Source organism: Microbulbifer thermotolerans (genome assembly GCF_900112305.1).
Lineage (GTDB): Bacteria > Pseudomonadota > Gammaproteobacteria > Pseudomonadales > Cellvibrionaceae > Microbulbifer > Microbulbifer thermotolerans.
This window is the reverse complement of the sequence record NZ_FOKT01000005.1, coordinates 115,200-134,747: the sequence shown is the minus strand read 5'-3', so window position 1 is coordinate 134,747 and position 19,548 is coordinate 115,200. Positions and strand designations below refer to the sequence as shown.

Here is a 19,548-nt window from a genome sequence, read left to right as displayed (position 1 = left end):
CGGATACATCCCTGTATCCGACGGTTTCGAAATGGCCATCCTATCACCTGAGCTTCTCATCTAGCTCCAAAGAATTTTTACCGTCAGGAAGCGAATTAATCAGAGGTTCCCTAGAAATCATAGTCAACAAAATCTCTAACAAGTAAGGGAAAGTATCATATCCATCATCGGCTAAAAAATGCCCTGCGTCATCAATTGAATACAAATTTGATTCGAGATTTTTAGCTACCTCTCTAGTTAAATAATATGGAACGATCGAATCTTGAGGCGATCCTATAACGGCTCGTTGTTTCACTGCGCTAATGATTTTTTCAAAGTCAAACTGGTATTCTACAAAGTCGTTTAGCTGAGGTAGTTTCGGTAGTGGGGACACGAAACCAGAGACTAGTATTAGTCCTCCAATGGATTTATCATTTATATTTTCTTGCAAGTATGTTAATAATGATACACAACCTAGACTGTGCGCTACGAAGAATGTGTTTCGATTTAGCCTATCAATATTTTCATATAGCGCTTTCTGCCAGACAATTGGGTTAGGTGCGGATGAATCTGGCAGCTCCAGAACTTTTACTGAAATTCCACGCTCTTCTAGTTTCTCCTTTAACCATTGAAACCAGTGATCAGAGGGAGACGCCATAAATCCATGAACAATATACACATTAATCTCACCCATAGCTTTTTCCTCTTTATATGCGCTGGATGTAAGTGGCGTGATTGCTACCCAAAATGCAACAGCGAACAGAAAACATCGATGTACTGCTACCTTTCGCAATCTTAAGGTGTTAAGTACGTTCATAAATTTTTTCTCCTATCCAGTTCATTTATGTTATTGTGAACCTTAACAGCACTGTCAGAGTCAAGCATGTAGGAGAATTATCTTGCGTATCGGAGAGTTATCGAAAAGAACAGGAATTAGCCAACGCATGCTGCGTTACTACGAGCAAGAGGGCTTACTTGAACCTAGGCGAACCAGTACGGGATATCGTGAATACAATGATCGCTTAGTGGCCTTAGCGCGTCATATCCGAAACCTGAGCAATTCAGGCATAAAACTAAAGAGCATTAAAATTCTATTGCCGTGTATATCAGGTGAAGAAGGATATCCGCAATTTGTTGGATGCCCTGAAGTTAGAGCCACCCTTCAGAAGGAATTAGAGAAGTTAGATTTAAAATTAAAAGAACTGAACGATAGCCGAAATTTAGTAGCTGGATTTTTGCAAGAGCTAATCCCAGAAAAAGCACCCAGAAAGGGCAAATAATCCTTCTTGGATTCAAGCAACTATGGGCACCAATAAATTAAAAAACTTGCAGCACCAGAGGCTGAATAGTATTCAGAATACTGCGTCATTTCTTTACCATTAGCAAAAAAGAGATGCCCCATGACCAAACCTATCTTCGATATGGATGCCGCCATCAAGGCACTGCGTGAAGGCAAAGACCTCAGTGCAAAGACGGCATCCTGATCCCACTGATCAAACAGCTTACCGAAGCGGCCATACAGGCGGAGCTGGAGGAGCACCTCGCAGGTGAGGACAAACCCAGCCGCAAGAATGGCCTTACATCTACGACCATGAAGAACTCCGCTGGCAGCACGGCTTCCCCGAAGCCATCGAGAGTATCTACCCCCAGACGGAGGTCCAGCACAGCGTGATCCACCAGATCCGCAATTCGATGAAGTACGTGGCTTCGAAGAACCAGAAGGCCTTTATGGCGGATCTCAAATGTGTCTACAAGGCGGCAACACTCAATGCTGCCGAGAGCGCACTGGACGAGCTGGAAGCCAAATGGGGCGACAAATACCCGATGGTGATCAAGTCCTGGCGCAGCAAGTGGCCCACACTATCGGCCTACTTCAAATATCCAGAATACGTACGCAAGCCGATTTACACCACAAACGCCGTTGAAGCCGTGCACCGGCAGTTTCGAAACTGACCAAAACCAAGGGTGGCTTCGCCAATGAGAACAGCTTACTCAAGCTGCTATACGCCGGTATACTGAAGGCGCTCCGAGCGCTGGACGCACCCAATCCAGAACTGGAACCTGACGCTGTCACAGCTGGCGATCCACTTCCCAGAGCGCTTGGAGAAATACATCAGTCTGTGACTATTTGGCTGACACAGAATTTTGAACACCCTCACTACCACCCTGCGGCACCCACAGGGACAGGTTTGCGCTCAAGGTATCTCGCTATCCCAAACGTCTGAATACCCATTGTTACCACAATGAATGTGCAAAGTTGTGTATATTTTTTCCAAAACATACTCTAGATCTTTTTTATCAACAGTTTCATCTACTACTTTCCAGTAGAATTTTGCCAAAGCAGACGCTTCTTCTTTACTACTAACACCGGATTCAATAACTTTAATAATGCCTGAATCTCCAAATTTATTAGCATAATGGATTAAAATTTCTTTCTCTCTTATATCTTTAAACTCAATCATAACGCATCCTGTGCATCTCTAATTACTGACATTCTATCAGCAATCCACTCAAGTTTTGAGCGCAGTTCTGAAACGGTCATTTTCTTTGTTACTGCAAGAAAGTAATGCTGCTTCTTTCTATCTCTTGGATCTGTGATGAACTCCAAACCATCAGGGATATCAGCCTTTTCCAATACCCAATACACATGAACTCTTTTACCCGGATTTCGTTTAGACTTCATCCGGTGAATACCCTTTAAATGTTGCCAGTGTGCAGAAAATGACAGCCCATGTTCAGCAGAAGGAATAATCCAGTTCCCACAAGCTGAAAAAATATAATCATCTCTTTGAATACCATTTACGACTTCTCGGTTTGTACTATTTGGATTAAGATGTAACGTTGGATGCTCGCCCTCCACAATCGGCCTAGCAAACCATTTGCTAAGCCTTTTTATTGCATCCCTTAGATCTTCCATTGTTTTAAACTGCTCCACTCTATCTCCTTATGATTCCAACGGATCAAATATTAACGCCCTGAAGCAGAGATGGTTTACCTTGTGCGTACAAATAGACGCGCAGCAACCTTCGCAACACACGACTCAAGGATACTCATAAAATAAACAGAAGTTCAATCTTTTAAATAGCAGAAAAAACGCCGTTTTATGGGAACTTATAAAATAAAAAACTTTCGACGCCAGTCATATTGCAACATTTCTTATCACACGGAAAATACTGTTCATACATACACGTAAATGGACCAAATGGGACGTCCGCGCAAACCCCTGATTTCTCTCGAAGCTACGCCCTACTATCATTGCGTCTCCCGCTGTGTGTGACGCGCTTTCCTGTGCGGCCGGGATGAACGAACCGGGCAAAACAAAACTATTTGGCATTATTCTATACAGGACTCAGGCTCTACTTACCCGAATAGCAAGCTCTAGCAACAGCGGACTGAATATCTAGTAGTCTTCCTATCGTTTTTCCGATTGATGGTTTTCCAATTTTACTCGGGGAAGCTCACGAAGAATAACGTTACCCTCTTTTACATCCGACTTCGCATCGCGAATGAAAGGTCTTACCGCGAAATGATGCCTTATACGGGCCGATTACAGCCCCATCTTGCTTTTCGATTCGGGCGTCACCCTCGAACTCTTTTAAGCCGTTCATGATTTTTCCTTTTTAACGCCCGCAGTTGCGGGCGCCTTGAAGCGCAGCACAAACGCGATCCGACAACCTGCGTTTGTTATATTGCTAATCTTATACAACCTAGAAAGGAGCTTCGTAGCTTCCAAAACGAGGCGCTGTTCGTTGTGGAAACCCTTCCTCTAAATAGAGCATTAATCGAGCCTCATTTTGACTGCAAATCTCACATGGCAAAGCAAAATTTAACCGATGGGGCAAACCTAGAGGGAGTCGATTATCCATATACTTATGATACCCTTTTCTTGCTGCCCTATTAGTAGTGCTTCCATACCAGATAGTTGTCATAGCAACTAGCCTTTGCCTCAATATGAACGCCATCTCTATAATTTTTGGTTCTGCACAATTTCTGCTACCTCCATAGGTCATACCGTACTGTCTTCCTGAATAAGAATTCATCATACTGCTGTGAAGGGATGACTGCCCTTCAAATACTGAGCGACGGAATCCCGGATAAGGAGCTGGAACGGCTCTCAACTGTCTTTCCAAATGGTTTTCAAGTTCATCCCGCTCTCCTGATAGAGCTACTATTAATCTTCCATTTTCAACCTCGCCTACACTTACCATAAATCCACTCCCTCCATTAATTGCGTCCAGCAAATTAACAATATGGCGAGCGTATTGATCTGTTCTAGTCGATGGCGAAGGAAAAGATCTTCCGAACTGTCTTAGCATATTAAAACTCCCTTTTTGCTTGTTTGAAGTAATATGATCACTTTTTTCGAATATAACGCTCAGCGCAGGCGCAGCCAGCGCGGAGTGCCTTTTGTGTTAATGTTTGAGCGCCAGCGAGTAACACAAAAGGCGCGTAGTACTATTTCATGGACATCCATATAATATAAAGCCTTCAACACCATCCATATTGCAACATTTATTGCCACACGTAAAAGACTTTTTACATATACAGTTATGTTTGCGATTCAAATGGGACATCCGTGCCATGCAGTGATCTCTCTTGGTACTAGGCGCACTATTACTATTGTTGTGTCCCTCTTTCGTACGCCGCGCACTCCTATGTAGCTGCAATGGAAACACAGGGCGTTACTTTGATCATAGGAGGTAATGGATAGGAAATCGGTTATCGGAACTGGCTGGGGAATAAGTTCATGGATAAGTTCATGGACACCCATAAAACAAAAAGTTTTCGACGTCAGTAATATTGCAACATTTTTCATCTTATAGAAAATACTGTGTATCTATACAGATATGTGAATATCCAAATGGGACGCCCGCGCAAATCCCTGATTTCTCTCGAAGCTACGCCCTACTATCATTGCGTCTCCCGCTGCGTGCGCCGTGCATTCCTGTGTGGCAGGGATGAGCGCACCGGGCGCTGCTTCGAACATCGGAGACAGTGGATCGAAGATCGGCTGTTGGAATTGGCCGAGGCATTTGCGCTGGATATCAGTTGGTTTATGCGGATGCTCAATGAATCCATTGCCCGGCAAGCCAATCGGGAAGATGGCTGTACCGGTCGCTTTTGGGAAGGTAGATTCAAATCCCAAGCACTGCTCGACGAGCGAGCTCTGGCGGCCTGTATGGCCTATGTGGACCTGAACCCAATCCGGGCCAAGATGGCTGATACACCCGAAACCTCAGACCACACTTCCATACAACGGCGTACATCAGCAGCTCGGGATGGCAAACAGCCACATCAGCTCTTTCCCTTCGCTGGTAGCCCACGAGAACCTATGCCAATAGGACTGCCGTTTCAGTTACAGGACTATCTGGAGCTAGTAGATTGGAGTGGCCGTTGCCTTCGTGAAGACAAGCGCGGCGCGATCGACGAGCAACTGCCGCCGATTCTCGACCGGATGCAGATCAACCCACGACACTGGCTCTACTTGAACCGTAACTTCGAAAGCCGCTTCAAATCTCTGGTTGGTGCCGCCCATTCAGTGCGCTCTGTCTGCGAGCAGCTCGGCAAGCGCTGGGCCCACGGAGTCCGAGATTGTGAACGCTATCTCTCCCCGCTGATCACTTCTTAAAGTTTTTCCTTTCTTTGAAAAACACCATCGCGGACTTCAACGAAGGACCGCTGCGCCACAACAAAACGGTTTGGCGCAATTCCACACAAGACTCTGAGACTACTTACCCAAATAGCACGCCTTAGCAACAGCGGACCGAATATGCAGAGCCTTTCCATCAAATTTTCAATTGATGGGTGTCCAATTTTGTTTTTTGTTTTCCAATTTTGCTCCTCGCCGTATGGCCCAATATCTTGTTACGTGTTGGTATTAGCACTGCCATAAAAATTTTGCAGAATCATTACAACGACAGTGAAACAAATACGCCGCCCCGCCGCCTCCAAAGTTCATTTCAGTTTTCCAGTCTGGCCCTTGCTCCAATTGAGCTACAAATTCCATTGGTTTATTACACGTGGTGCAATTTGGTGTTTCATTACCCTGAATCCATGAGGGCTCACCAGAAATTTGACCTAAAACCTCTCGAGGGCTAACGCCATTCTTTTCTGCCCATTCAATTCTTGCTGTTTCGTAGTTATCACCATCGACCGAAACCACCTGCGCTGAGTGCTCTGTTTCCCTTAGAGTTTCACCTTCTGATGGTTCTTGGACAAGTTCAAGTTCGAAGGGCTTTATTACGACTACAGCATTGCTCCCGCCATTAGCATCCCATTCTTCACACATTCCGGGATCGTTTTGGCACATGAATATTTGATATAATTTTTCATCAACTGATAGCTTCGCCAAAAATTGCATTGGAAGTTTGCAGTAAGCACACTTAGGCCAATGAAAATCTTCACCTATATTTTTGACCGGCTTCCCACCAAAAGAGGTTTCGCTCATTTCGGCTGAATCCGAATTGTTTATCAACAGTTTAATCATGCAAATAAATTCCGTTGTACGCGTAACGCCGCCGACAGGGACAGCTTACTTTGTGCGCGATTTGCGCAATAATGGGAGCGAAGCGACCCGCGTAAAACGTGCATAAGGTAAGCCGTCCCGCGGAGGCCCGAAGGGCCGCAGCTTCACTGCCCGTGATTGTTAAGTTCCTACAAACTTCCAGATTAACCACAGCGCCAAGAAACCTGAAAACACGACTACTAGAATAGGAATACTTTTGATCTTCTCTATCAAAATCTTGTCTAGGCGAAGATACACTTTAATCAAAATTTTCTCAAAATCACTGTAAGAAGAATGAAACTTGCCTTTTTCTACATAATCTAGCCAGTAGTCGCCAGGATAATTTGGTTCATAGAATGCACACAGAATGTCTAGAGCCAATTTTCTCACAACAAGTGGAGCGATCACAAAAGCGAGAAAACCGACAGTAGCTAGATTTTTTAGATCTTCGGAACTCATGGAACTTAACGATGTTTCTCGGAGGGCCGTCGGCCCGGAGCGAATTGCCAGGTTTTGTTATAAATTTTCACCGAACTCCGAACCTACCTGAACTAGATATCTCCTTAACCTCAACAAGAAGAGGATCTAACACACCTAACTCTTGAAGAGTGCAAACGAGCACAAGTAGACCGACAGAGAGCCATAACAAAAAGGATGGTGAAACTGCTGAGTAATCTCTGATGTATTTTTCATTCGGATAGCGCTTTGCGATTTCTTCCTCAGATAGCCTATTCACGCTCTTTTTACTCATTCGATTTATAACGTCCAGCGCGGAGCACTTTTCGTGTTAATATTTGAGCGCCAGCGAGTAACACAAAAGATGCGTAGCGTTGGCTGTCGCTCTGCCGCTGATTGTTATGGTTTTTCATCCTTCGAAGCACCACAGGAAACGGTCCCGATAGTACTTGTACGGACTATCCAACCGCACAATCGGTGGGTCTTCGAAGTTGTACTGAATCAATGCGACATCGTAAACCCCATGGTTTAGATCTTCTTTATCAAAATTGCATTGTATTGATTTTCTCTTTCCTTTTGCAATTTTTATATAGAGAAAATCACCCATCTCTTTATCATGAGCACTAAAGATACCGTGCTCAATTTCCATTGTTTGTAGATCAAGGTCAGTAAGCTTTGCCTTCTCTGACTCCGAGAAACTCACCAACTTCCCATCTACGCTCAGAGCAATATCTTTTAGATCATCATCTTCCGGATCAAGATCTATTTTTACAGAAATACTCTTATATGGTTCAGGGAGAACGCCCTCCACATAAACATAATGTGAATGCAATTTGGTTGTGTCATAAGCAGCTGAAAAAATTGGAAAAATTGCGAAAAAAAGTATTAAATTTCTCATGACACCTCAGGAACATAACGCTCGCATTCGCGGCTGGCTTGGAGTGTAGCGTAAAGCCCGTCCGACAACATGCGCTTGTTAAGAGCGGCTTGGCAGTTAAGAATATATTTAGCCATGAGCCCACTTTACCTCAAGACCTGTAGCCCTAAGTGCATTTACCAATTTTTCTGCGTGTTCATGAATCTTGGCTCTCAAACCAAACCCATGGCCCATTTCACGCACCACGACCTCAGCCATTTCATTAGCCTCTGAAATAGATATACCAATTTCAACAAGCCTATCAACCAGCAAACGGTCATCATATATACCACTATATGGTGCTACTTTGATATTTGGCATTGTTGCCTCTTAACACCCGCAACACTGGCGACCAATGCTATGCACGTTTTGTGCAAAATTGGGAGCGCAACGACCCGCACAAAACGTGCATAGCGTTGGGCGTCCCGCGGAGGCCAAAAGGGCCGTAGCATCCTGCTTTCGTTTGTTAAACATTGGGGTCGCTAGAAAGCGCAAGATATGCAAAGTAGCCCAAAGCAACAACCAACACCCAAAACAAAATACTGGAAATCATCACAAGAAAACCATTTGGTTCCTCACCGTCTTTCGTGAAAGGCTTGCAGATAATGTTTCCTGGAAATCGAAATATTACCTCGAAGATAGCAGTGAAGACTATCTCAACAAGCAATCGACCGATAAATCTAAATACACTGCCAATTACTTCTTCCACGAACTCTCTCTCCAGACTAAGAATACTTAATGCCTCAAACACCGGCGCAACCCTGCTGCGTTCGAGTGCTTTGACTTGTTAACAGCCTTATCTGGCACCACACTTGGGTAGCTTACCCAACTCTTCACTACTTAAGTGAAGCGCATTACAGCCGTTACCCCAGCCTCTAAAGCCTTCGCCTTCCCCTAAAAACCAGCAAGAACATGGCTCATCTATTAAATTTCTTTCAGACAGCAAAGGAAAGGAGCAAATGACGTCTTCATCTAGGGCAAAAAACTTCATATCGTTACCGGCTCCACTTTCCTGAATTTCGATGAGCCCTGCCATGAAAATAAAAAGTAAAAGTGTGCAGAAGCAACCTAGAGTAAAGCTAAATACTAATTCTTTTTTCATCACGAGATCTAGCTGCTAACGCCGCCATAAGTTGCGGCTTTGGAGTTGTTAAATCCATCTTTTCTTCTTCCTTCTAGAGGTGCTACAGGACTACTTTTAGGTTATAACGCTTTGCTCACCTGCGCATACTGCGGAGAGCGTTTTGTGTAAAAATGGAGCGCAGCGATAGAAACAAAACGAGCGTAGCAGTATGCGCCAGCGTGCAGCAACTTGTTATGGTGGCGTACCATCCCACTCGGAAACCCATTGTTCATACCGAATAACTAACTTATTACATTCGCTCTTAAACGCTGATTCTGGAAGCTCACTAATTATCGTTTTCATCCTATTTAGGTAAGCTTCAGCTTCTGGCTTGGTGCTAAGCTCCATGTAATTGGGGTTGCATAGTTGATTCGGATTTAGATGATCCGAAAAGGCTTTCGGATTCTTAGAATATGCATGCGCAAGTGAATGATCCAGCTCAAATGAAGCTCCTGCATCTGATGCGGAACGGAGCTTGATTGCAAGGGCAACCCAACGAGCGTCTCCCGACTCCACCTCTTTGATAAATGCGTTCCATTTTTCATAAGGCCAAGATAGTTCACCCAGCGTTGCAGCTGCGCCCTTATTGCTAATACTGCTTTCTACATCAGAAACTTCGATGGCGTTTGCAACATTAAAGTAAAATATCAACACTATAAAATATGTAATTTTCATCGCCATACTATTTTGAACCATAACGCCTGTAGCACCTGCACAAATAGTGACGTACTTTTTTGGTATATTGGGAGCAACGCGACCACCAAAAAAGGACGTTGCTATTTGTGTCAGGTGGCTACACTTGTTAGCTTTTTGGCTAGAAGCGGTAATTATAGGCAATTGAAGCACCACCTTGAGAAATTGGAACCGCAACAATTTGTGAGCCTTTATCTTTAGATGTTTGATATAGAATTATACCCGCCGAAGCTACCAAAGCACCGCCCCAGAGAAGCTTAACGTTTCTTTGGCTAGACTCAACATCATCACCGAGCTCATACGCGCCCCACGTAATTAGAGCCACACCTACAAAGATTGGCAATATCGGCTCTCTAAATTCTACATCAACAGTTTCTCCTTCTGCGATAGTCACCATCGGAAGAAGACAAACCACCATAAATAAAATACATTTTCTGATCATAGTTCGATTTAAAGCTAACGCCGCCAACACGCGCAGCTTTGTAGAGAAGGCGAAGCCGTAACGAAAAAGCTGTCGCCGTGATTGGCCTTGTTAAGTTTCATTGTAGCTTGAATGGCTTCCAGTCGGATTCTGGTATATCTGCACCACCAACGGGCGGGGTCAAATCCTTTGTCGCCAGCTTAAGCGTGGCCTCAGTTGTTAAGATGTGGAAATTTAGCCGAAGCACCCTCTTTTCTTTTGCGAGCTTTTGCAGATAAAGGTCCGGTATCGGAAACGTCAATAATTTCATCTCGCCAGGTTTCAGGACAGCGGGAACTTGCTCTGACTCCAAAACGGGAAATAATTCACCTTCTATTTCCGGGAAACTCAGAATCTCGATTTCTCTAAGAACAAGTTCTCTATTCCCCGTATTGGAAATTGCGACCTCACAGGCTTGAGAGTTCTCAAAATTCTCGGTTCTCGGATTCCACGCTGCAAGAGTTCCAACAAGAGAAGTCCGCTTATGGAAAAGGCTGAAATACAATGAAATAAGTGAAACAGCCAGCGCACCTCCCGAAATGGTAAGCGTGATTATATCTTTTGCCTCCATCGGGGCCTCCATTGAAACTTAACAGTTTTATTCAAAAGCCAGTAGCTCTATATCACCCAGCCCCTTGCCCACAAGCGCCCAATGCCACATACTGAAAAAACGCCATTGAAATCAATGAGATAACCTAAAACTCGATTTAAATTCAGGCGTTAAACGAACCAGACGCTCGGTTATCTTTTTATTTATGTGGCTCAAATTTTTATTACTACACCCTTTAAAGTCAACGACTTAGCGGCGGCTCATCGGTGAACAAGAGCCACTGGCTACTGAGCACGGACTTGATATAACTATCTCCGCAACAGGTAGTTTGTGAGCACCTACAAAACAAAACGCTTTTGACGCCAGTCATATTGCAATATTTATTACTACACGGACAAGACTGTTTACATATACAGGCATGTCTATGACCCAAATGAGACACTAGTACCAATCACTGATTTCTCTCGATACTACGTTCTATTATTGTTGTGTCTCTCCTGGATGCGCCGCGCATTCCTGTGTAGCTGCGATGGACACAGGGAGCTGGTCAAAGGAGATGCGGCATACATAATCAGCCAGGGCATCTCTGATTCATTCGTTTTCTGGTGGCAGAGATTCTTCGTGGGCGGATGAGAAGCTCAGGTGATAGGATGGATATTTCGAAACCGTCGGATACAGGGATGTATCCGCCGGAGCTACAGGGAAGTACTTGTGCGTTTTCGAAATATCCAGCCTATTGCCTGAGCGCCCCGGAACCCACCATGGTGTTCACGCGAAGTAATCAGAGGTTCCCTAGCTTATAGGCACTCATAATTTGGAGGAGTGATATACCCATTTGTCAGCAAGCGAATGCACCAGAAGTCCTCCGTAAGAATTCCACCGCAGCAACGACTAAATTAAGCACTGGCATTTATCCCGCTCCTGCGGCACCCTCGATCACTGGTTTTGCCATAAACGATCCTGTAATTAATACAGCGGTAACTTATGCAAGCGCAGTCCAATTGTCGCGATATCGTCCTGGTCGGCGGCGGCCACGCCCATGCCGTGGTGCTGCGGATGTGGGCGGAAGATCCTCTGCCCGGTGTGCGGCTGACGCTGGTCTCCCCCAAGGTTGATACCGCCTATTCCGGTATGCTGCCGGGTCTTATTGCGGGGCATTACCGGCCCGATGAAATCCATATCGACCTGGTGCGTCTCTGTCGCGCCGCCGGTGCTCGCTTTGTGCAGTCCCGCGCCCACCGCATCGATCCCTGCGAGGGCCGGATCTTCTTGCAGGGGCATCCGGATTTGGAGTACGGCCTGCTGTCTCTGGATGTGGGCGCAACGCCTGCACGCGATTTGCCCGGAGCGGAGCTGGCGATTCCGGTCAAGCCCATAGATCAGTTCCACCACCACTGGCAACAGCTGCAAAAGCGTCTGCGCGAAAGCTCCACATCCCTGGCACTGGGGGTAATCGGCGGCGGCGCCGGCGGCTGTGAAGTGGCAATGGCCATGGCCTACGCGCTTAAAACACAACGTCGTTCACACCGCGTTCAGATACACTTAATCCACAGTGGTGACAGCGTGCCGGAAGGTTATCCGGCGCGGGCCCGCGATCTTGTGGCGCGGGAGCTGAACAGGCTCGGCGTGCATCTGCACCGCAACTGGCCGGTTGGGGAGATCAGTGAATCTGGCGTGCGCAGCACCGAGGGACAACGGCTGGCGCTGGATCATGTATTACTGTGCACCAGCGCCGCCGCGCCCCCCTGGCTGGCGGACTGCGGGCTGGCGTTGGACAAGCGGGGATTTATACGGGTGGATGAAAAGTTGCGCGCTCCCGGTTACCCAAATATTTTTGCGGCGGGCGATGTCGCCAGCTTCTCTGACAATCCCCTGCCCAAGGCCGGTGTTTATGCAGTGCGCCAGGGACCGGTGCTTTTCCACAATCTGCGCGCAGCTCTGTCTGGTAAAAGACTCCGGGATTTCCGCCCACAGAAGCATTTCCTGAGCCTGCTCTCCTGCGGAGACAAGCGCGCCATCGCGGTGCGCAACGGCTTCGCCCTGGCCGGTACCAGCCTGTGGCACTTGAAACACCATATCGACCGAAAATTTATGCGGCGCTTTAGCCAGCTGCCACTGCCCTCGTGACACTTACGGCTAAAGCACAGAGTAGATACGAGGCGCCTGCGCTGTTGTTGTAAAGCAGAGGAAGAAGTGAGTATGAAGAAGATTATCATTGTTGGCGGCGGTGCGGGGGGCCTGCAACTGGCCACACGATTGGGGCGCTATTTCAGTTTCACCCCCTACCTCAAACGCCGACGCAAATCCCCCGCCGCACAGGTCACCTTGGTCGACAAGAACCGCACACACATCTGGAAACCTCTGCTGCACCAAGTGGCAACTGGCGCCCTCGATTCCAGCCTGGACTCGCTCAATTACCAGGTACATGCGCGCAGCCACGGTTTTATTTTTCAGCTAGGCAGTCTGCAGAAGCTGGACCGCGAGCGCCGGGTGATTCACTTGGCGCCAGTCGAAGACGACAAAGGCCAGCAGCTGGTGCCGGCGCGAGAACTCGAGTACGACTACCTGGTATTGTGTATCGGCAGCCGCAGCAATGATTTCCACACCCCCGGCGTACACGAGCACTGTGTGTTTCTCGACAGCAGTGTACAGGCGCAGCGCTTCCATCGGCTGTTACTGGATCGCTTTCTGCAATTGGAAACACACACCGAAAAAAAATTGCAGATCGCTATCGTCGGCGGTGGCGCTACTGGTGTGGAGCTGTCTGCGGAACTGGTGGAAGCCTGCCGACAAATGGGAAACTACGGCCATATCCGCCGTAACGCCCTGGATATCACTCTGATTGAGGCGGGCCCACACCTGCTGCCGGCGCTGCCGCCCCGCCTGGGTAAAAATGCGGAACGCGAGCTGCGCAAGCTGGAAGTGCGTGTACTCACCGGCTGCACTGTAGCGGAAGCCACGGCCGACGGACTGATCACTCAAAATGGCGATAAGATTGCGGCCACCATCCGCGTTTGGGCCGCTGGCGTCAAGGCACCCGACTTCCTCGCCCAGCTGGACGGCCTCACCGTCAACCAAATCAATCAGATTAAGGTTAAACCAGATCTTCTGTCGGTAGACGATGATAATATTTTCGCCCTTGGCGACTGCGCCGACTGTATCGACGCGGTTGGGCAAAAAGTGCCACCACGCGCCCAGGCAGCCCAGCAAATGGCGGGCGTGGCCGAATATAACTTGCTTGCGAAAATCGAAGGTCGCCCGTTAAAACCATTCCGCTACCGCGACCGCGGCTCTCTGGTATCTCTGAGCCAGCACACGGCGGTGGGCAACCTGATGGGAACCCTGGTCAAGGGCAGGCTCACCATTGAGGGGCGGATTGCCGGTCTGGCCTATCGTTCGCTATACCGCATGCACCTGGCTGCGGTACATGGATGGAGCAAGGCCATGCTTATTTATCTGGTGGGAAAAGCGAACCGCTTTGTCAAACCGCCGTTGAAAATGCATTGAGGAACCTCCCGGCTAGGGAGGGATGAGGGAAAAGGTCTAGGGAAGCGCTGATTAATACGCTTCCGGCAGGCAAAAACACTTCGAGGCCTGAGCACCTCGGAACCAATTCCGGCGTTCACATAAATTAATCAGAGATTCCCCAATGAAATACAGCCGTATCGTAATACTCACGGGGGCCGGTATATCCGCCGAGTCCGGTATCCGCACTTTCCGCGGTGCCGACGGGCTGTGGGAAAACCACCGCCTTGAAGAGGTAGCCACCCCAGAGGCTTTTGCGAAAAATCCGCAGCTGGTACAACGCTTTTATAACGAGCGCCGCAGGCAATTGCTTTCACCGGAAATTACCCCCAACGCCGCGCATCGGGCCCTGGCGCAACTGGAAAAACATTTTCCCGGGGATTTTCTGCTGGTAACCCAGAATATCGATGATCTGCACGAGTGCGCCGGCAGCCGCAACCTGATCCATATGCACGGTGAATTGCTGAAGGCCCGGTGCGCTATCAGCGGCCAGTGCTTTTCTATTCGCGAAGACCTGCACGTGGAAGCGGTCTGCCCCTGCTGTAAACGGAGCGGAACGCTGCGACCCCACGTTGTCTGGTTTGGGGAGATGCCACTGGAAATGGAGCGGATTTATTCAGCGCTGGCAGACTGCGATTTGTTTGTCAGCATCGGCACCTCCGGCAATGTCTATCCGGCGGCGGGTTTTGTCGAGTGCGCCAACAGGGCCGGCGCCCACAGCGTGGAACTGAACCTGGAGCGCAGCAGTGTCGGCGATGCCTTTGCCGAGCACCGCCACGGCCCGGCTTCGCAAGTTGTTACGGAGTTTGTTCGCGAACTTTTAGGAGGGCAGGTTCGCGACCATAGCGCTGCAGAATTGTAGTTACATGGCCACGGTCGCGGATGACGATATACAAACGATCAAATTCTGATTTTTCGTCAATCGCCGCGCCGGCATCCCCTCCGAGCAGGGCAACCAGTTGCGGCGTGGTGTTGCTGTGCCCCACCACCAGGCTGCGCCCGCCGGTTTGCAGCAGCTGTTGTGCAAATTCCCGCAGCACACGCGGATCGTAGACTTCTGGGGTCAATCCCAATTGGTTCGCCAGGGGCTCAACGGTCTGCCGGGTACGCGTGTAGTCCGTTGTAAATATCTTTTCAATACGGGCATCGCCCAGAACATAAGCCAGGTGTCGCGCTCTTTCCCGGCCCAGCTTGGCCAGTGCGGGATCGCGCTGGTCGCCGCTTGCACTTTTCTCTGCATGGCGCACCAGGTAAATCACCTGGGGCTCCACCTGTTCAGCCAGCTGTTGAGCCGCAGACCAGGGCGCGCCCACAAGAAGCACCATTACAATACTGACAAGACGTAGCATCAACGAGAATCCTGTTTAATTCAGCGGCCTGACAAGTGACAAACGGCGCCGATATGGATAGCGGTGAACCGATGGAGGAAAATAAAGAGAAAAATAATCCCGGTAACGAATTTTTCGATACCGGGATTCGATCAATGCGGAATTAGATTTTCCACTCTTTTACGGTTTCCAGGCCGTGCTCCTCAATCCACTGACTCAACTGTTTAGGATTACGCTTTTTCTTTTCCACAGTGGCGCCGGTATAGGGGTTGCGGTAGTGGCCGGTTTCCAACTTCGGCTCGCTGGATTTGCTGGCCGTGGCGCGGCGGGTGCGGCGGGGGGTATCGCTCTCCTTCTTCAGCACGCGGGCAACCCGGGACTTCAGGGTGTGAACAAAGTCCGGAGCATTTTCGTCGTTTAACTGGCTAACCAGCCACTCGACGATTTCCTTGCCGCGTACAACGAAGAATTCCTCTTCCACCATATCGTACTCGGCAGCGAGGTTGATCAGTGCCTTATCAAAGGCAATTGCGCCCTGTTTTTTGCGCTCCACAAGCGCCATCTGCTGCTGCAGCTCCTCGATTTTGGCCTGGTGTTCAGCTATTTGCTGTTCTATCTGTTCGTACTCGTGAAACATTCAATAAACCTCTACAACTGTTATTGATAATACACAACCAGTGCCCGTTATCAGCACAGAGTTTGCGATAGATCTCTTTGTGACATACGCTGCCCGGCCGATATAAACAGCGTTGCAACCTGTACTCACTCAATAGCGCTTACGCGATATATCGATGCGAATAACTGTATTACACGATAGTGCGCGGCACAAAAATGCGTTTACAAAACGACGATACCTGCCTGCCGCCAGCCGTAACGCAGCCGGACACTGCGCCAATAATAGCCAGTACAGGAAATAAGAGTAGCCGGAAAAGGGCCTAGAAACGGGCCCAAACCGCAATGTCGTTCATATTAATCGACCGAGGTCGCGAATAATAAGACTTCACCGGCAAATATCAACAACTTATTGCTATATTGTACCAATGCATATTCCCGGTCATATTCGATTAAACGATGACGGCGGGAAGATCGAGATAATCATTTCATGACAGTCTAGAAGCGGATTCAGTTCCATGTCCAAGACCCGAGATATTCATCATATGCCGACTCTTGCGGCGCTGATGACCCCTTTCCCCTACCATATCGATATCAACGCCCCCGTGGAGGAAGCCCTGGCTCAGATGGAGGCACACCAGGTGCACCACCTGCCGGTCACCCGCGACGGTGACCTGGAAACGGTCATTTCCCGGCGGGATATTGAACGCGCCCGGGCGCCGGGTCATCGTCTGGAAGAACAACAGCTGTATGTTCACGATCTCTGCGCCCGCCGGCCCTATATCGCCGATATCCACGACCCGCTGGACAAAATACTGCTGGCAATGGCGGAAACCGGCATAGGCTCGGTATTGGTGATGCGCGAAGGGGAGCTGGCGGGCATAGTAACGGTGACCGATGCCCTGCGTTTCTGCGGCGAATATCTGGCGGAGCTGACACAGCCGGTGGACGATTCCGTGGCCTGAGGGCGGACGGCACTTTCAACACGGCACTTCGATTCCCTTTTGCGAAGTACCAGCATTACAAGGGCCACACTTTCAGCAACACGGGAACGCTGACCAGAATGACCAGAATCTCCATCGGTAGTCCCATTCGCCAGTAATCGCCGAATTTGAATCCCCCCGGCCCCAGAATCAAGGTATTGTTCTGGTGGCCCACCGGGGTCAGGAAGGCGCAGGAAGCGCCGATGGCGACCGCCATCAGAAAGCTGTCAGGATTGGCATTCAGTTGTGCCGCCGTGGACAGAGCGATGGAACACATCACCGCCGCGGTGGCCGCATTATTCATAAAATCCGACAGGGTCATGGTCACCACCAGCAGTATCACCAGCGCAATCACCGGACTGCCCTGGGCGATCGTATCGAGCACTCCCTGGGCAATCAGGTCCGCCGCCCCCGTATATTCCATCACTTCCGCAACCGAGATAAGCGTACCCAGCAAAACGATCACCGAACCGTCGATAGACTCGTAAAACCCCCGCAGCGGCACCACCTTCAAGACCATAAACGCCAGGGCGCAGGTGGCGAAGGAAATGGCCGCGGGCAGCAAGCCGAAGGCGGCACCGCCCACAGCGATGGCCATGGCCACTAGCGCCACCGCGGCCTTTTCTTTATTGGGAATGCTGATATCCCGCTGGGCCAGCGGTACGCAGCCCTGCTCGTGGGCAAAGGTGCTGAGGGCCTCGTCCGTTCCCATCATCAGCAGCGCATCACCGGCCAACAAGGGCGTGGATTTGAGCCGGCGAATCGAGCGCCGCCCCTGGCGCGACAGGGCCAGCAGGTTGATTTCGTAGCGCGTCGGCAGCCGCAGAAACTGCGCCGTGCGGCCCACCAGCGAGGAGTCCGGCATCACTACCAGCTCCCGCAGCTGTACATCGCCGTGCACTGTGCCGGACTTTTCCTTTTCTTTTTTCGGCGCGGGCGATTCCTGCTCGCGCCCGTCCCCCGCGCCATCTTTCCCACGAGTTTTTTCTTCCTCTTTTTCCTGCTCCCCGGCCAATTTCAACCCCAGACTGGAAATCGCCGTCGACAGGGCTTCGGGTTCTGCTTCCAGCACCAGAATGTCGCCGGCGTGTACCCGCTGCCAGGGAATGGCTGGAGACACTCGCGCATTGTTGTGTACCACGCCCACCACCTGGGCGTCCTCGCGCTCCAAAATATGCATGATCTCACGCAGACTTTTGTCCGCCGCAGCGCTCTTTTCTTCCACCAGCGCTTCGGTCAGATAAGTGCCGGTATCAAAAGTCGCCGCCCCCGCCTGGGTACGAGCAGGCACCAGGCGCCAGCCAATCAGGGATACGAACATCACCCCCACCAGGGCCACCGCCAAACCCACGGGGGTAAAATCGAACATGCCGTAACTGCCGGCTCCGGCGCTGGCGCGGAAACCGGAAACAATCAGATTTGGCGGCGTGCCGATCAACGTAGTCATACCGCCGAGGATGGTGCCGAAAGAAAGCGGCATCAGCACCTTACCCGGTGGCAGCTGTTGCTTGTCCGCCACTTCGGAGGCCACCGGCATCAACAGCGCCATGGCACCCACATTGTTCATAAACCCCGACATCAGAGCCCCGAGTCCGGTCAGAGCAGCGATCGACAAAGTGGCGCTACCCCGCGTGGGCACCACGCGATGTGCCAGCGCGTCCATGGCGCCGGTATTCTGCAGCCCGCGGCTCAATATCAACACGCTGGCCACGGTTACCACAGCGGGATGACCAAACCCTTTAAAGGCATCTTCAGGTTGAATCAGGCCAGTAAAAACGCAGGCCAGCAACGACGCCAATGCCACCATGTCATGACGCCAGGGTCCCCAGATAAACAAACCGATGGTGACCGCGAGAATAGTAAGAATGGCCAGCTGATCCATTGTCATGAAAAATAGCGCCCCTGCTTTACCGCCGTTATTCAGATTACACTGCGGTGCTTATTCAAGAGACGGACGTTGCGCCAGAACACCGCTGATTACTAAAAAATTATTCCTCAACAATATCCCGCTGCTCGATGTGCGCGCGAAGGGCATCGACTATCCGCTGGTAGAAAGCGGCGACCAATCAGGCGCTGCAGGTGCTGATTGTAGAGACAATAGAGGTGCGGGCCAGCCGACAGCAGGAGGCCATGCCTAAGGAACCTCTGATTAATTCACTTTCTGGGGGCGGATGAGAAGCCCAGGGGACAGGATGGATATTTAGGAACTGTCGGATACAGGGATGTATCCGTCGGGGCTAGGGGAAGTGTTCGTGCATTTTCGAAATATCCACCCCATTGCCTGAGCGTCCCAGAGCCTACCATAGTGCTCACGCGGATTAATCAGGTGCTCCCTAAGCCTATATCCCGGTGGTGAACAGATTGCTCGAAGAGTACCTGATGACGTGGAGCAGTGGAGAAGTAGTGTTGTGCGGAAGT

23 protein-coding genes and 2 pseudogenes are annotated in these 19,548 nt (G+C 49.7%); 9 read left to right on the top strand and 16 right to left on the bottom strand.

Features of this window, described 5'->3' with window-relative positions; all coding sequences use genetic code 11:
• Nucleotides 1–43: 43 nt before the first annotated feature.
• Nucleotides 44–796 (bottom strand): RBBP9/YdeN family alpha/beta hydrolase, encoded by a 753-nt coding sequence (locus tag BM155_RS09370; RefSeq protein ID WP_083421142.1) that lies wholly within the window; start codon nt 794–796, stop codon nt 44–46.
• Between the two features lie 82 nt (nt 797–878).
• Between BM155_RS09370 and BM155_RS09365 the strand changes: the two genes are divergently transcribed.
• Nucleotides 879–1,259 carry a MerR family transcriptional regulator gene (locus tag BM155_RS09365; RefSeq protein WP_083421141.1) on the top strand — a complete coding sequence of 127 codons (381 nt, stop codon included), beginning with the start codon at nt 879–881 and terminating at the stop codon, nt 1,257–1,259.
• A gap of 120 nt (nt 1,260–1,379) precedes the next feature.
• Nucleotides 1,380–2,103: pseudogene (locus BM155_RS09360) on the top strand (IS256 family transposase).
• A gap of 71 nt (nt 2,104–2,174) precedes the next feature.
• On the opposite strand, the gene BM155_RS09355 reads toward BM155_RS09360, so the two are convergent.
• Nucleotides 2,175–2,441 carry a hypothetical protein gene (locus BM155_RS09355; protein ID WP_074902766.1) on the bottom strand — a complete coding sequence of 89 codons (267 nt, stop codon included), beginning with the start codon at nt 2,439–2,441 and terminating at the stop codon, nt 2,175–2,177.
• Nucleotides 2,438–2,914: a hypothetical protein gene (locus tag BM155_RS09350; protein ID WP_083421140.1), complete on the bottom strand. Its 477-nt coding sequence runs from the start codon at nt 2,912–2,914 to the stop codon at nt 2,438–2,440. The genes BM155_RS09355 and BM155_RS09350 overlap by 4 nt, the downstream gene beginning before the upstream one ends.
• A 267-nt stretch (nt 2,915–3,181) precedes the next feature.
• On the opposite strand from BM155_RS09350, the pseudogene BM155_RS17560 reads away from it, so the two are divergent.
• Nucleotides 3,182–3,253: pseudogene (locus BM155_RS17560) on the top strand (nitrogen fixation protein NifB); the annotation flags it as partial.
• 433 nt (nt 3,254–3,686) lie between these two features.
• Here the strand turns inward: BM155_RS17560 and BM155_RS17070 are convergent.
• Nucleotides 3,687–4,295 carry a hypothetical protein gene (locus BM155_RS17070; RefSeq protein WP_139223212.1) on the bottom strand — a complete coding sequence of 203 codons (609 nt, stop codon included), beginning with the start codon at nt 4,293–4,295 and terminating at the stop codon, nt 3,687–3,689.
• Between the two features lie 545 nt (nt 4,296–4,840).
• Here BM155_RS17070 and BM155_RS09340 point away from each other — a divergent pair.
• The gene (locus tag BM155_RS09340; protein WP_074902764.1) at nt 4,841–5,608 is read left to right on the top strand and encodes a hypothetical protein; all 768 of its coding nucleotides are present in this window, start codon (nt 4,841–4,843) and stop codon (nt 5,606–5,608) included.
• Between the two features lie 249 nt (nt 5,609–5,857).
• Here BM155_RS09340 and BM155_RS09335 read toward each other — a convergent pair whose 3' ends face one another.
• The 9 genes from BM155_RS09335 to BM155_RS09300 all read right to left on the bottom strand — a co-directional run bounded on the left by BM155_RS09335 (nt 5,858) and on the right by BM155_RS09300 (nt 10,703).
• Nucleotides 5,858–6,466, bottom strand: a complete 609-nt coding sequence (locus BM155_RS09335; RefSeq protein ID WP_074902762.1) for a hypothetical protein — start codon at nt 6,464–6,466, stop codon at nt 5,858–5,860.
• A gap of 159 nt (nt 6,467–6,625) precedes the next feature.
• Nucleotides 6,626–6,943 carry a hypothetical protein gene (locus tag BM155_RS09330; protein WP_074902760.1) on the bottom strand — a complete coding sequence of 106 codons (318 nt, stop codon included), beginning with the start codon at nt 6,941–6,943 and terminating at the stop codon, nt 6,626–6,628.
• Between the two features lie 406 nt (nt 6,944–7,349).
• The gene (locus BM155_RS09325) at nt 7,350–7,838 is read right to left on the bottom strand and encodes a hypothetical protein (RefSeq protein ID WP_074902757.1); all 489 of its coding nucleotides are present in this window, start codon (nt 7,836–7,838) and stop codon (nt 7,350–7,352) included.
• 108 nt (nt 7,839–7,946) lie between these two features.
• Nucleotides 7,947–8,177: a hypothetical protein gene (locus BM155_RS17065; RefSeq protein ID WP_139223211.1), complete on the bottom strand. Its 231-nt coding sequence runs from the start codon at nt 8,175–8,177 to the stop codon at nt 7,947–7,949.
• A gap of 145 nt (nt 8,178–8,322) precedes the next feature.
• Entirely contained in the window at nt 8,323–8,565 is a 243-nt protein-coding gene (locus tag BM155_RS09320) for a hypothetical protein (protein ID WP_139223210.1), read from the bottom strand.
• Nucleotides 8,566–8,652: 87 nt separating this feature from the next.
• Complete coding sequence (locus tag BM155_RS09315) at nt 8,653–8,958, bottom strand: hypothetical protein (RefSeq protein ID WP_074902753.1); 306 nt, start codon at nt 8,956–8,958, stop codon at nt 8,653–8,655.
• A gap of 213 nt (nt 8,959–9,171) precedes the next feature.
• Entirely contained in the window at nt 9,172–9,816 is a 645-nt protein-coding gene (locus tag BM155_RS09310; protein WP_139223209.1) for a hypothetical protein, read from the bottom strand.
• The gene (locus tag BM155_RS09305; protein ID WP_139223208.1) at nt 9,794–10,141 is read right to left on the bottom strand and encodes a hypothetical protein; all 348 of its coding nucleotides are present in this window, start codon (nt 10,139–10,141) and stop codon (nt 9,794–9,796) included. The genes BM155_RS09310 and BM155_RS09305 overlap by 23 nt, the downstream gene beginning before the upstream one ends.
• A gap of 70 nt (nt 10,142–10,211) precedes the next feature.
• On the bottom strand, nt 10,212–10,703 hold the full coding sequence (locus BM155_RS09300; protein ID WP_139223207.1) for a hypothetical protein: 492 nt from the start codon (nt 10,701–10,703) through the stop codon (nt 10,212–10,214).
• Between the two features lie 963 nt (nt 10,704–11,666).
• Here BM155_RS09300 and BM155_RS09295 point away from each other — a divergent pair.
• From BM155_RS09295 to cobB, 3 genes are all read left to right on the top strand, one after another.
• Nucleotides 11,667–12,809: an FAD-dependent oxidoreductase gene (locus BM155_RS09295; RefSeq protein ID WP_074902736.1), complete on the top strand. Its 1,143-nt coding sequence runs from the start codon at nt 11,667–11,669 to the stop codon at nt 12,807–12,809.
• A gap of 72 nt (nt 12,810–12,881) precedes the next feature.
• Nucleotides 12,882–14,189 (top strand): NAD(P)/FAD-dependent oxidoreductase, encoded by a 1,308-nt coding sequence (locus BM155_RS09290; protein ID WP_067155467.1) that lies wholly within the window; start codon nt 12,882–12,884, stop codon nt 14,187–14,189.
• Between the two features lie 142 nt (nt 14,190–14,331).
• Nucleotides 14,332–15,069 carry a Sir2 family NAD+-dependent deacetylase gene (cobB, locus tag BM155_RS09285; protein ID WP_067155470.1) on the top strand — a complete coding sequence of 246 codons (738 nt, stop codon included), beginning with the start codon at nt 14,332–14,334 and terminating at the stop codon, nt 15,067–15,069.
• Here the strand turns inward: cobB and BM155_RS09280 are convergent.
• Nucleotides 15,005–15,556 (bottom strand): SixA phosphatase family protein, encoded by a 552-nt coding sequence (locus tag BM155_RS09280; RefSeq protein WP_083421139.1) that lies wholly within the window; start codon nt 15,554–15,556, stop codon nt 15,005–15,007. The genes cobB and BM155_RS09280 overlap by 65 nt on opposite strands.
• Nucleotides 15,557–15,698: 142 nt before the next feature.
• The gene (locus BM155_RS09275) at nt 15,699–16,172 is read right to left on the bottom strand and encodes a hypothetical protein (RefSeq protein WP_067155475.1); all 474 of its coding nucleotides are present in this window, start codon (nt 16,170–16,172) and stop codon (nt 15,699–15,701) included.
• 493 nt (nt 16,173–16,665) lie between these two features.
• Between BM155_RS09275 and BM155_RS09270 the strand changes: the two genes are divergently transcribed.
• Nucleotides 16,666–17,112 (top strand): CBS domain-containing protein, encoded by a 447-nt coding sequence (locus tag BM155_RS09270; protein ID WP_231902388.1) that lies wholly within the window; start codon nt 16,666–16,668, stop codon nt 17,110–17,112.
• Nucleotides 17,113–17,167: 55 nt separating this feature from the next.
• Here the strand turns inward: BM155_RS09270 and BM155_RS09265 are convergent, their stop codons facing one another.
• Nucleotides 17,168–19,018, bottom strand: a complete 1,851-nt coding sequence (locus tag BM155_RS09265; RefSeq protein ID WP_067155480.1) for an SLC13 family permease — start codon at nt 19,016–19,018, stop codon at nt 17,168–17,170.
• Here BM155_RS09265 and BM155_RS17060 point away from each other — a divergent pair.
• Nucleotides 19,017–19,268, top strand: a complete 252-nt coding sequence (locus BM155_RS17060; protein WP_139223206.1) for a hypothetical protein — start codon at nt 19,017–19,019, stop codon at nt 19,266–19,268. The genes BM155_RS09265 and BM155_RS17060 overlap by 2 nt on opposite strands.
• Nucleotides 19,269–19,548 lie beyond the last annotated feature (280 nt).